Here is a 13,038-nt window from a genome sequence, read left to right on the forward strand (position 1 = left end):
AAGACGATTGGACAGTTTGGATAAAAATAGACAGGTTGTCCATATCTTTCCATCCCAGAAATAGGAGAAAATGTATGAGATACTTAACAGCAGGAGAATCGCACGGACCACGTTTGACAGCTATTATTGAAGGGGTGCCGGCTGGTCTTCCTTTGACAGCTGACTATATCAATGCTGAGCTCAAGCGACGCCAGGGTGGTTACGGTCGCGGTGCCCGCATGAAGATTGAAAGCGATCAAGTCGAGATTACGTCTGGGGTTCGTCATGGCTTGACCATGGGCGGCCCGATTACCCTCAATGTTACAAATCTGGATCATCAGAAGTGGCTTGAGATTATGAGCGCGGCAGATGTGGATGAAAAGAAAAAAGGGCTGCGCAAGATTACCAAACCACGTCCTGGACATGCGGACTTGGTTGGTGGTATGAAATACCGCTTTGACGATTTACGAAATTCACTGGAGCGTTCTTCTGCCCGCGAAACGACCATGCGTGTAGCAGTTGGAGCAGTAGCCAAGCGTTTGCTGGAAGAAATCGGTGTAGAGGTAGCCAGCCATATCGTAACCTTTGGTGGCATTGATATTGATGTGCCGAACAATCTGACTGTAGGAGAAATCAAGGAAAGAGCTGCCCAGTCAGAGGTTTCCATTGTCAATCCCGAGCGCGAAGAAGAAATCAAGGCCTACATTGACCAGATTAAGAAAGATGGGGATACCATCGGTGGTGTCATTGAGACTATCGTTGGAGGTGTGCCGGTCGGTCTGGGCTCCTATGTCCAATGGGACAAGAAGCTGGATGCCAAGATTGCTCAAGGAGTCGTGTCCATCAATGCTTTCAAGGGAGTCGAGTTTGGCGTGGGCTTTGAAGCCGGTCGTCTCAAGGGCAGTCAGGTAATGGATGAAATCCTCTGGTCTGAGGAAGATGGCTTCACTCGCAGGACCAATAATCTAGGCGGCTTTGAGGGCGGTATGACCAATGGTCAGCCAATTGTTGTACGCGGTGTTATGAAGCCCATTCCAACCCTTTACAAGCCTCTGATGAGCGTGGATATTGAGACCCATGAGCCTTATAAGGCGACAGTAGAGCGGAGCGATCCTACGGCTCTGCCAGCGGCGGGTGTTGTCATGGAAAGCGTGGTGGCAACAGTTTTAGCCACTGAAGTTCTGGAGAAGTTCTCTTCGGACAATCTGGAAGAACTAAAGGATGCGGTAGCCCGCCATCGGGAATTTGTCAAGAACTTTTAGAAGTAAGGAGAAGGCATGGAGAGAAAAACAGTCTATATCGCAGGTTTGGGACTGATTGGAGCTTCCTTGGCTCTGGGCATCAGGCGAGCTCATCCTGAGATAGAGATTCTTGGCTATAATCGAAGTGAAGAATCGCGCAGAGTCGCCCTGGAACGTGGAATGGTAGACCGGGTAACGGATGATTTTGCCGCCTTTGCTCCATTGGCTGATGTGATTATTCTGTCTGTGCCCATCAAGCAGACCATAGCATTTATCAAAGATCTAGCGGAGCTGGACCTGAAGGAAAATGTTATCATCTCAGATGCTGGATCGACCAAGGCAGAGATTGTGGCAGCAGCAGAAAAGTACCTGAAGAATAAGCCCGTCCGCTTTGTCGGAGCTCATCCTATGGCAGGAAGTCACAAGACCGGAGCCAAGGCTGCCCATGTCACCCTCTTTGAAAATGCCTATTATATCTTCACGCCCTCTAGCCTGACCAAGCCTGGTACGCTTGAGGAAATGAAAGACTTGCTAAGTGGTCTTCATGCCCGCTTTATCCAGGTGGACGCAGCCGAGCACGACCGAGTGACCAGTCAAATCAGTCATTTTCCGCATATCCTAGCCTCCAGCCTGATGGAGCAGGCGGCAGCTTATAGCCAAGAGCATGAGCTGACCCAGTCTTTTGCAGCCGGTGGTTTTAGAGATATGACACGGATTGCGGAGAGTGAGCCGGGCATGTGGACCTCTATCCTCTTGACAAATCCCGAATCCATTTTGGAGCGGCTGGAAGATTTTAAAGACCAGTTAGACAAGGTTGCCGCAGCGATTGAGGCCAAGGACGAGAGAGCTATCTGGGAATTTTTCGATCGAGGACGGCAGAGCCGCAAGCAGATGGAAATTCATAAGCGTGCCGGTGTAGATAGCTTTTATGACCTTTTTATTGAGGTGCCCGACGAAGAAGATGCGATTTTGGGTATTTTGGAGCTTCTGCGCGGAATTTCTGTTGTTAATATTCGTATCAACGAGGAAAACCGTGAAGATATCAACGGTATTCTGCAAATCACCTTTAAAAATCGCCAAGATTTGGAAAAATCTGCTAAAATAGTAAGAGAAAATACGGATTATCTAGTGTCCGTAGACTAATATAGATTGGAGAACTCTATGTCAAATATTTATGATTTAGCCAATGAACTGAGCAGAAATCTGCGTGAGTTGCCTGAGTACAAGGCAGTCGCAGAAAGTAAGAAAGCAGTGGATGCTGATAGCGAAGCGAAGGCTATTTTTGCGGATTATCTGGCTTTCCAGCAGGAGTTGCAACAGCTGGCTCAGACTGGTCAGGTACCGACTCAGGAGGTACAGGACAAGATGACTTCCTTTGGTGAGAAGATTCAGGGCAATGCTGTTCTTTCTGAATTCTTCAATAAGCAACAGCAACTATCCATCTATCTAGCGGACATTGAGCGTATCATCTTTGATCCGGTGCAGGATTTGCTTAAGTAAGCTAATAAAAAAGAGGAATCTGGGCTGAATACCTGGATTCTTTTTGGTTCGACTAGGATTCCAGAAATTTTAAGAATTTCTGGTCTTTTTATGATAAAATAAGAAGCAACAAAGAAAAGTACGAGGTCACCTATGAAATTATCAACCAATGTAAAAGGCCTGAAGGGCCGTATCCGCGTACCGGGAGATAAATCCATCAGCCACCGTTCCATTATTTTTGGCAGTTTGGCTAAGGGAGTCACTACTGTTCGCGACATTCTGCGGGGAGAGGATGTGCTGTCTACCATGCAGGTTTTTCGCGACTTAGGCGTGCAGATTGAGGACGATGGAAATCTAGTCAAGATTCATGGCGTAGGATTTGAAGGGCTGCAAGCACCGAAAAATAAGCTGGATATGGGTAATTCTGGAACATCTATCCGTTTGATTTCTGGTGTTTTGGCTGGTCAGGATTTCGAAGCGGAGATGTTTGGTGACGACAGTCTATCCAAGCGCCCTATGGATCGGGTGACCATCCCTCTGCGGCAGATGGGAGTCGAGATTGCTGGTCGGACTGAGCGTGATTTACCACCGCTCAAGATGAAGGGCAGTAGGGAACTGAAGTCTATTCATTATCAGCTGCCAGTGGCTTCTGCCCAGGTTAAGTCGGCCTTGATTTTTGCTGCCTTGCAGGCTCAGGGAGAGTCGGTTATTATAGAAAAGGAAATCACCCGTAATCATACGGAAGATATGATTGCCCAGTTTGGTGGGCAGATTGAGGTCAAGGGCAAGGAAATTCGCATTCAGGGCGGTCAGGAATTCACTGCTCAGGAAGTGACGGTTCCAGGAGACATTTCCAGCGCGGCCTTCTGGCTGGTAGCTGGATTGATTGTGCCGGACTCTAAGATTGTTTTAGAGAATGTCGGCATCAATGAAACTCGTACAGGAATTCTAGAAGTGATAGAGGCTATGGGCGGACAGATGACGCTGTCAGATGTTGATCCAGTAGCCAAGTCTGCAACCATTACCGTTGAGACTTCTGAGCTTAAGGGCACTGAGATTGGCGGCGAGATTATCCCGCGCTTGATCGATGAGCTGCCGATTATTGCTCTTCTTGCGACGCAGGCTCAGGGACGGACTGTCATTCGTGATGCAGAGGAGCTCAAGGTCAAGGAAACCGACCGGATCCAGGTAGTGGCAGACGCTCTCAATAGCATGGGCGCAGCTATTACCCCGACAGAAGACGGCATGATTATCGAAGGGAAAACACCTCTTCATGGTGCTCAGGTCAACACCTTTGGCGACCATCGCATCGGGATGATGACGGCAATTGCTGCTTTGTTGGCTCAAAGCGGTCAGGTGGAACTTGAACGATCTGAAGCTATTAAGACCAGCTATCCACGCTTCTTCAGCGATTTGGAGGGCTTGATGCATGGCTAAGATATTGCTGGGCTTTATGGGAGCCGGAAAATCCACAGTGGCCAGAGCCTTAGCCCAAGACTTTGTCGATATGGATGAACTGCTCTGCCAGCGACTGGGCATGTCAATCAAGGACTATTTTGATCAGCATGGTGAAGCAGCCTTTCGGACTGCAGAAGCCCAGCTCTTGGCTGAGTTGATCGATACGGACTTGGTCGTCTCAACGGGTGGCGGTGTAGTCGTCAGCCCTAAAAATCGCAAATTACTGACTCAGAATGCTGATAATATCTACCTGAAAGCAGATTTCGAAACGCTCTATCAGCGAATCCAGCAGGATGCTGAGCAGGAGCGGCCTTTATTCTTAAATCAGAGCAAATCAGACTTGCAGCAGATTTTTGATCAGCGTCAGGCCTGGTATGAGGAAGTGGCGACCCAGATTGTTGATACGAGGCTTAAAAGCCCGCAGGAAATTATTGAGGAAATTCAATGAAAATAGCATTTTTAGGTCCTAGAGGCTCCTTTTCTCACCATGTAGCCCAAGCTGCCTTTCCCAGCGAGGACTTGGTGCCCTATCAGAATATCACCGAGGTCATGAAGGCTTATGAGGCTAGGGAAGTGGATTACTCGGTCGTTCCGGTGGAAAATTCCATTGAGGGCAGTGTCCATGAAACCTTGGACTATCTTTTTCATCAAGCAGATATTCAGGCGGTTGCTGAGATCGTCCAGCCCATCAAGCAGCAGCTCTTGGTGACTGATTTAGAAAAGCCGATTGAGAAGATATTTTCTCATCCCCAGGCTATTGCCCAAGGAAAGAAATATATCCGCCAGCATTATCCGCAGGCCGCCATTGAGGTGACGGCTAGTACGGCCTATGCAGCTCGTTTTGTGGCAGAGCATCCTGAAAAGAATTTTGCGGCTATTGCCCCGCGCACGGCTGCAGCAGAATACGGGCTCAAAGTAGCAGCCAGCGACATTCAGGAAATGGAAGAAAATTATACCCGCTTCTGGATTCTAGGTCATGAGGTTCCTAAGCTTGAACTGACCAAGACAGGAGACAAGCAGACACTGGCTTTGACCTTGCCGGACAATCTGCCTGGTGCCCTCTATAAGGCTTTGTCGACCTTTGCTTGGCGTGGGATTGACCTGACCAAGATTGAGAGCCGGCCTCTAAAAACGGCTTTGGGAGAGTATTTCTTCATTATTGACATTGACAACGAGCAGAAAAAATTGGCGGATTTTGCCTATCAAGAGTTGACAAGTCTTGGAATTACTTATAAAATTTTTGGTAGCTACAGTGTGTTTCTGATTGAGGACAAGTAGCAATAGATTGGAGAAGAGATGAAGAAACCAGAAAATCTTAGCCATCATGAACAGCTCCGCTTAGATTATCTCTACAAAAATTATTATTATCTAAACGATAAAGAAAAGAAAGAATTTGACTATCTGCGTCAGAAGTCCAAGGGGATTGGCAGTTCAGCCAGTGTGCCGGACCATAAAGAGCAGCCGCATACAGTTAGTGACGCCTTTGAGCAAGAGCCTGTGGAAATGGATTCTTCTGGCCTCTTGCCCAAGTACCCTGAGCGTTCTTCTCGCAGCAGAAAGCAAAAGAAGGAGCCGGAAGCTCTGGCAGGAGCTGGTCTGGGACAAGACAAGCCTAAGAAACCTCGCAAAAAAATCCGCTTGAAACGGATTCTGCTTTGGGCAGGGATTTTCCTGCTGATGGTCTTGGGTGGCATGATTTTCATGTTTGTCAAAGGCTTGACGACAGCTCATAATGGCAATTCTAAGCCAGCAGAAACGGAATTCTTTGACGGCAAGGATACTAAGGACGGAGTGAATATCCTCATTCTCGGAACAGATGGCCGGGTTGGTGACGACTCGACTGAGACGCGGACTGACTCCATTATGGTCTTGAATGTTGGTAATAAGGACCACAAGGTTAAATTGGTCAGCTTTATGCGTGATACCCTCATTCACATTGACGGCGTCAGCAATGAGTACACCGATCCGTCGCAGGCAGATTACTATGACCAAAAGCTCAATTCTGCCTACACGATTGGGGAGCAAAACCACAACCGAGGTGCAGATTATGTCCGCCAGATGCTCAAAGATAATTTCGATTTGGACATCAAATATTATGCACTGGTGGATTTCCAGACTTTTGCGACAGCTATTGATACCCTTTTCCCAAATGGCGTCAGCATGAATGCCCAGTTCTCAACGATTGATGGGGAGAAGGTGACAGAAGTTGAAGTGCCAGATGACCTGAATATGAAGGACGGTGTGGTGCCTAATCAAACAATCAAGGTCGGTCAGCAGCAGATGGACGGTCGGACCTTGCTCAACTACGCTCGCTTCCGTAAGGATGATGAGGGCGACTTTGGCCGGACCCGTCGCCAGCAGGAAGTTTTGACAGCTGTCTTCCAGCAGGTCAAAGATCCGACTAAGCTCTTTACCGGATCAGAGGCTCTTGGTAAGGTCTTTGCCTTGACTTCGACCAATGTACCATACAGCTTCCTTTTGACTAATGGTCTCTCTATGGCTGGAGATTCCCGCAACGGGGTTGAGCGCCTGACGATTCCGGAAAATGGCGACTGGGTTGATACCTATGACATGTACGGTGGTCAAGGGCTCTTGATTGACTTTGAAGCCTATAAAGAAAGACTGCAGCAAATGGGTCTCAGATAAGATATATGATATAATGAAAGGTAGGACGATGTTCTGCCTTTTCTTTTGGGAAATGGCAGAGCGATAAAGCAGAAAGAGAAAAATATGTTAAAAAAGAATGATGTGATTGAAGTTGAAATTGTGGATCTGAGCCATGAGGGAGCAGGAGTGGCCAAGGCAGAGGGCCTAGTTTTCTTTGTAGAAAATGCCCTGCCGGGTGAGCTCATCCGCATGCGTGTGCTTAAGGTCAACAAAAAAATTGGCTTTGGTAAGGTAGAAGAATTTCTTCGTACTTCAGCCCAGCGCAATGAAAATCTTGATATGGCTTATCTGCGTACAGGGATTGCTGACTTGGGGCATCTGAACTATCCAGCTCAGCTGGACTTCAAACGCAAGCAGGTCAAGGACAGTCTCTATAAGATTGCTGGTTTGTCCGATATTGAAGTGCCTCCGACACTTGGTATGGAGCAGCCGCTGCGCTACCGCAATAAGGCTCAAGTGCCTGTCCGCCGTGTCAATGGCCAGCTGGAAACAGGTTTTTTCCGGAAAAATTCCCATGACCTCCTGCAGATTGAAGATTTCTATATCCAGGATCCAGTCATTGATCAAGTGATCCTCTTTACACGCGACTTGCTGCGTTGTTTTGACCTCAAACCCTACGATGAGCAAGAAAAGACTGGACTCATTCGCAATCTAGTTGTTCGTCGTGGCCATTATTCAGGGGAAATTATGGTAATTTTGGTGACAACCCGTCCTAAAATATTCCGAGTAGAGCAGCTGATGGAGCGCTTGACAGAGGCTTTTCCAACTATCAAGTCCATTATGCAGAATATCAACGACCAGCCCGGCAATGCGATTTTCGGAAAAGACTGGCGAACGCTTTATGGTCAAGACTACATTACCGACCAGATGCTGGGAAATAACTTCCAAATCTCTGGACCAGCTTTCTATCAAGTCAATACCGAGATGGCAGAAAAGCTCTATCAGACAGCCCTTGATTTTTCCGAGCTGACTGCAGATGATGTGGTGCTTGATGCCTACTCGGGTATCGGAACGATTGGGCTCTCTGTCGCGAAGCATGTCAAGGAAGTCTATGGTGTGGAAGTGATCCCAGAAGCGGTCGAAAATAGCCGAAAGAATGCAGAAATCAACGGCATTGCCAATGCCAGCTATGTCTGTGCTCCTGCTGAAGAAGCCATCCAAAACTGGCTGAAAGAGGGCATCCAAGCGGATGTCATCCTAGTCGATCCACCACGAAAAGGACTGACCGAGAGCTTCATCAAAGCCAGCGTCAGCATGGAGCCCAAGAAGATCACTTATATCTCCTGCAATGTCGCCACTATGGCGCGTGATATCAAACTCTATCAAGAATTAGGATATGAGTTGAAGAAAGTACAGCCTGTAGATTTGTTTCCTCAAACGCACCATGTCGAGTGTGTAAGCTTGTTAGTGAAACGTAGCTAATCCTCAAAAGGTTCCCCAAACCTTTTGAGTTCCGCAGACGCATCATGTTGAGGCGGTATCACTGCTTGTACGAGCTGAGGTATCAGCGAAGTAGAAGCAGATGTTCCGCCCATGGGATAGGACTCGTAGAATGAGGAGGAAAACCGACGAAATGATACGGTAAGTCCGAACCGCTGAGTGTGTAGCTCTGCTGGTGAAAGCATAGGAACATTTTAGATAAAGGTTTTTTAAGCCCTTATATCCCCGTCTAGATAAAAAAAGACCATCTAAGTTGGTAAATAACTTCAGGAGGTTTATACGCTATGCTTAGATCCTATGTGACTAAAAAGTATTTATTCATCTATTTTGTGGCGATTATGATTACTTGGTTGGAGGCTGTCATTACACCAGCTTTGATTCAGTATATTGTCTCTAGTTTTACCAATCACCAGTTGCATTTGCTGTGGCAGGTCTTGATTTGGGGGATTGTTGGGAATTTAATTCTCTTGCTGGGTTTGGCAGGGAAACGCTATTACTATGCACGAGTGCTGACGGACTTCAAGTCGGGGATTAAGCAGGCTATCTTTCAAACTTTCTTATATAGCCGTCGGATAGCGGATGAAGAGGTTTTGTCCGACCTGGAAAATGATGTAAAACAGCTAGAAGATAACTATATTGAGCCGACTGTCATTATCATTTCTTCTTTGGGGTTTACAACCGTTTCCATCTGCTATGCTCTCTGGACTAATTTTTATCTTGGCTTGCTCTTTATCATTTTTTATTCGATACCTGTTCTTTGTAGTAGCATAGGTTCCAAACGCTTGGATGCGATTACTAAGCAGGAGTCCCTAGCTAACCAAGGCTACGTCTCCCAAGTGACCAATATGATTGCGGGTGTTCGTCCCATACGGCATTATCTGGGACAAAGCATGTTTTACAAACTGTTTTCCAAAGATTTGCACAAGGCTTTAGAGCAAGAAATCGCCTATGAAAAGCAACGGACTCTAAATAGTCTCTTTATCAATGGGATTGATGCCTTTTGCTCGGTTGCGCCTATTGTCATTGGTGGTTTCATGACCTATTATAACTACCTATCTGCAGCCAGCTTTGTTGGGATTTACCTGGTATCGCATAATATCGGCTACCAATTTCAGGAGCTATCTTACTTTATCAATACTAGAAAATCAGCCAAGTCTCTCTGTGATAAGTATCAAAAATTGCTGGGAGAGGAGTGGAAAATGCCTTCTGTTCTTGAAAGTTCCGTCTTTCCGATTCAGCTAGAGCAAGTCAGCGTAGAGCGTGATGGTCAAGAAATCCTAGCCCCTTGTGACCTTACCATTGAGGAAGGGGAAAAGGTTGCCATTATCGGAGAAAGCGGGTCTGGGAAAACAACCTTACTTAACCTCATATATGGAGAAATCAAGCCTAGTCAAGGTCGGATTCGCTACCAGGGACAAGAGCTAAACTCGGATGAAATCTATCAGGCAGGAGCCTACATTCTCCAGTCCAGTCATGTCTTTGATGGATTGACACTAGAGGAAAATATCGCTCTGGAGCAAGAACTTGATTCTGTAAGGATGGAAGAGATCCTGCAGCAAACCGGTTTGAAAGCTCTCAAAGGCAAAACACCCAGCAATCACACCCTGTCCGGTGGTGAGAAGCAGAGGTTAGAAATTGCCCGCGCGCTCTATCACAATCGCCAATTTATCCTGGCTGATGAGGTCAAGGCCAATCTGGATCTTAAAAATCAAGAGAAAATCAGCCAGCTTCTCTTCTCTCTCCCACAAGCAGTCGTAGAAGTGATTCATCACTATAGTGAAGAGGACTTGAAGCGCTATGATAAGGTCATAAAACTGGAGAGATAGGTGGATACATAGTTTTTAGAAAGGAGTGGCAGAGGCCACTCTTTTTGTGGATTTGAAAATAAGATGATTAGCTTTTTTTCTATTTATAATATACAATAATATTGATTCCGATTTGGAGATTGGAATTTATATTGTTCGATAAAAAAATATTGATGATGTCTTACTAAATCAAGGAGGAATATCGTTTTGATTGATTCTGCTAAAATTGATAGAAAGTATTTTTATATTACAATCATTGGTTTATTTCTAATGGCGGTGTTGTCTTTGACAAAGATAATACCTGAACTTTCTTTATCAGGTCTCACCGTACTGATTGGTATTCTCTTTTTCTTTGTTCTTGAACATTTTGATAAAAAATCACATATAGAATCAGGTTTGCGCTTTAAATCATTTTTCGATGATCTGAAAAAACAAGGAGTAATTCTTTTGGTCTTGCTTCCTGTAGGATCTGCTGCAGCAACTTTGCTTATCGGCGATATGGTATTTAAGGGTGCTTTTGCTAGTCATGTTTTGGGAAGAACGGATGGTATGTTGTCCTTCGATAAAATACCACTCCTTATGATTCAAATAATAATCGCAGCCTTTGGGGAAGAAATTGCATGGAGAGGTTTCTTTCTTGGTAAGTCAATGAGAATTCTACCATTTTGCCTTTGTGCCATTCTATCTTCTTTATTGTTTGCGATAGCCCATATTTCTAGTGGAAGTATTGAACTTGTAAGCTATGATATTTTAATGATTTTTGTTGATAGTATCATCTATGCAATGATTTATAAAAAGTCTGGTAATTGTTTGATTTCTGCACTTTCTCATATTCTTGGAAATACTACAGGAATTCTTTTGCTCATGATGTATAGTTAGAAAGATTTTAATGTCATCTAGCTAATAAAGAATTTTCATTTTAGGACGGTAATGGTCACTATCAGTAAAAATGGGCTAGATAACTTGATTTGGAAAAGTAAGGAATCTTGCTAAAACTTGAATAACTAAAAGCCTTGTCTCCAAGGCTTTTTAATATTCTCTACTATACCTTTTATTCCTAAACTTGAACAATAGCTTGCAATCATTTTTTTAAAATAGTATACTAGGGCTAAACTATGGAATCGTTTGCATAAAGTTGCGATGAGTTTAAACAGTGAAATCTAGGAGATGAAAAGTATGGAATTAACAGCCGTTTATCATAGACCAGAGTCGGAATATGCCTATCTTTATAAAGAAGGTCAAGTGCATATCAGAATAAGGACTAAGAAAGAGGATATAGAGAAAATCATTTTGCACTATGGGGACCCCTTTATTTTTCTTGAGGATTCTTATGAAGATGTGAAAGAGATGGTCAAAGTGACCTCTGATGCCTTATTTGATTATTGGCAAGTAGCTTTTTCTGTGCGCTTTGCTCGGCTCCAGTATCTGTTTGAGATTAAGGATAAAGAAGGTCAAAGCATCTTGTATGGAGATAAAGGTTTCGCTGACAATAGTCCAGAAAACCTTGCTTTAGAAGGCAATGGCTTTAAACTCCCTTATATTCACGAAATTGATGGTTGCCAGGTTCCTGACTGGGTTTCAAAAACGGTCTGGTATCAGATTTTTCCAGAACGATTTGCCAATGGAAATGCTGTGCTTTCGCCAGAAGGAGCTCTAGATTGGGATTCGTCAATCACACCTAAAAGTAGTGATTTCTTTGGTGGGGATTTACAGGGGATTATTGAGCATCTGGATTATTTGCAAGACTTGGGCATTACAGGGCTTTACCTCTGTCCCATCTTTGAATCTCCAAGTAATCACAAGTACAATACGACGGATTACTTTGAAGTTGATCGACACTTTGGGGACAAAGAGATTTTCCGTCAACTGGTGGAGCAAGCTCATTTGCGTGGGATGAAGGTCATGCTGGACGCGGTTTTCAATCATATGGGCGATCAATCCGCTCAATGGCAGGATGTTCTCAAGCATGGTGAAAAGTCAGCTTACAAAGACTGGTTCCACATTCAAAAGTTCCCGGTGATGAATGACAAGCTTATGAATCCCAAAGAACTCCCTTATCATACCTTTGCCTTTGCCAGCTATATGCCTAAGTTAAATACGGCAAATCCTGAGGTGAAAGACTATCTCTTAAGCGTTGCGACCTATTGGATTGAACATTTTGATATTGATGCTTGGAGATTGGACGTGGCCAATGAGGTTGATCATCAATTTTGGCGAGATTTTCGGAAGGCTGTTTTGGCCAAAAAGCCTGACCTTTATATTCTTGGAGAGGTTTGGCATACCTCTCAGGCTTGGTTAAATGGAGATGAGTTTCACGCGGTCATGAACTATCCTCTATCGGATAGTATCAAGGACTACTTTTTGATCAGGAGCAAGAAGACTAGTCAATTCATAGCTGAGATTAACTGCCAGTCCATGTACTACAAGCAGCAGATTTCTGAGGTTATGTTTAATCTTTTGGATTCGCACGATACGGAGCGCATTTTGACGACAGCTCAAGGTGATATCCAGCTTGTTAAATCCGCACTCGCCTTTCTCTTTTTACAAAGGGGAACGCCTTGTATTTATTATGGGACCGAGCTAGAATTGGGCGGAGGTATGGATCCGGATTGTAGACGAGCCATGCCTTGGGACCGGGTTTCCAATGACAATGACATGCTCAATTTTATGAAGAACTTGATTCAGCTTCGCAAAGATGTTGCGGACATTATTCAGCATGGGAAATTTACCCTAGAAGAAATCGCTCCTGATGTGCTAGCTTTAGAATGGCAACATGATCATCAAGTAATCCGAGCCATTTTTAATCAGTCGAATGAGAATTATCTGTTAGACAGAGATTCAGCTGATTTGGTGAGTCATTGCCAAACTGATGACCAGCAAGTTCTCATCTTACCAAAGGGATTTGTAGTTTATTGTGATGAGTCTTGCATTTGAGTTGTGTTTAACTAATATCTTAATCCCATGATGTA

Annotated in this window: 11 protein-coding genes; all 11 read left to right on the forward strand. The window is 44.8% G+C overall.

Translation table 11 applies throughout. The annotated features are described in order from the left end of the window. The first annotated feature begins 74 nt into the window (after nucleotides 1-74). The 11 genes from aroC to RWX26_RS00185 all read left to right on the forward strand — a co-directional run bounded on the left by aroC (nucleotide 75) and on the right by RWX26_RS00185 (nucleotide 13,003). Complete coding sequence (gene aroC / locus RWX26_RS00135; protein WP_314577981.1) at nucleotides 75-1,241, forward strand: chorismate synthase; 1,167 nt, start codon at nucleotides 75-77, stop codon at nucleotides 1,239-1,241. A gap of 15 nt (nucleotides 1,242-1,256) precedes the next feature. Next, nucleotides 1,257-2,363 (forward strand): prephenate dehydrogenase, encoded by a 1,107-nt coding sequence (locus RWX26_RS00140; protein ID WP_314577984.1) that lies wholly within the window; start codon nucleotides 1,257-1,259, stop codon nucleotides 2,361-2,363. Nucleotides 2,364-2,381: 18 nt separating this feature from the next. Beyond that, the gene (locus tag RWX26_RS00145) at nucleotides 2,382-2,720 is read left to right on the forward strand and encodes a YlbF/YmcA family competence regulator (RefSeq protein ID WP_314577987.1); all 339 of its coding nucleotides are present in this window, start codon (nucleotides 2,382-2,384) and stop codon (nucleotides 2,718-2,720) included. A 132-nt stretch (nucleotides 2,721-2,852) separates the two neighbouring features. Next, a complete protein-coding gene (gene aroA, locus RWX26_RS00150) occupies nucleotides 2,853-4,136 on the forward strand; it encodes a 3-phosphoshikimate 1-carboxyvinyltransferase (RefSeq protein ID WP_314577991.1) in 1,284 nt (427 codons plus the stop codon). Further along, nucleotides 4,129-4,605: a shikimate kinase gene (locus tag RWX26_RS00155; protein ID WP_314577994.1), complete on the forward strand. Its 477-nt coding sequence runs from the start codon at nucleotides 4,129-4,131 to the stop codon at nucleotides 4,603-4,605. The genes aroA and RWX26_RS00155 overlap by 8 nt, the downstream gene beginning before the upstream one ends. Beyond that, the gene (pheA, locus tag RWX26_RS00160; RefSeq protein ID WP_223337044.1) at nucleotides 4,602-5,435 is read left to right on the forward strand and encodes a prephenate dehydratase; all 834 of its coding nucleotides are present in this window, start codon (nucleotides 4,602-4,604) and stop codon (nucleotides 5,433-5,435) included. Before RWX26_RS00155 ends, pheA begins: the two co-directional genes overlap by 4 nt. Nucleotides 5,436-5,453: 18 nt before the next feature. Further along, a complete protein-coding gene (locus RWX26_RS00165) occupies nucleotides 5,454-6,803 on the forward strand; it encodes an LCP family protein (protein ID WP_223337043.1) in 1,350 nt (449 codons plus the stop codon). 84 nt (nucleotides 6,804-6,887) lie between these two features. Continuing rightward, entirely contained in the window at nucleotides 6,888-8,246 is a 1,359-nt protein-coding gene (gene rlmD / locus RWX26_RS00170) for a 23S rRNA (uracil(1939)-C(5))-methyltransferase RlmD (RefSeq protein ID WP_314578002.1), read from the forward strand. 302 nt (nucleotides 8,247-8,548) lie between these two features. Beyond that, a complete protein-coding gene (locus tag RWX26_RS00175; protein WP_314578004.1) occupies nucleotides 8,549-10,090 on the forward strand; it encodes an ABC transporter ATP-binding protein in 1,542 nt (513 codons plus the stop codon). 186 nt (nucleotides 10,091-10,276) lie between these two features. Beyond that, complete coding sequence (locus RWX26_RS00180; RefSeq protein WP_314578008.1) at nucleotides 10,277-10,948, forward strand: type II CAAX endopeptidase family protein; 672 nt, start codon at nucleotides 10,277-10,279, stop codon at nucleotides 10,946-10,948. Between the two features lie 297 nt (nucleotides 10,949-11,245). After that, nucleotides 11,246-13,003 (forward strand): glycoside hydrolase family 13 protein, encoded by a 1,758-nt coding sequence (locus RWX26_RS00185; protein ID WP_314578011.1) that lies wholly within the window; start codon nucleotides 11,246-11,248, stop codon nucleotides 13,001-13,003. Nucleotides 13,004-13,038: the final 35 nt, after the last annotated feature.

The organism is uncultured Streptococcus sp. (assembly GCF_963536705.1).
Taxonomy (GTDB): domain Bacteria; phylum Bacillota; class Bacilli; order Lactobacillales; family Streptococcaceae; genus Streptococcus.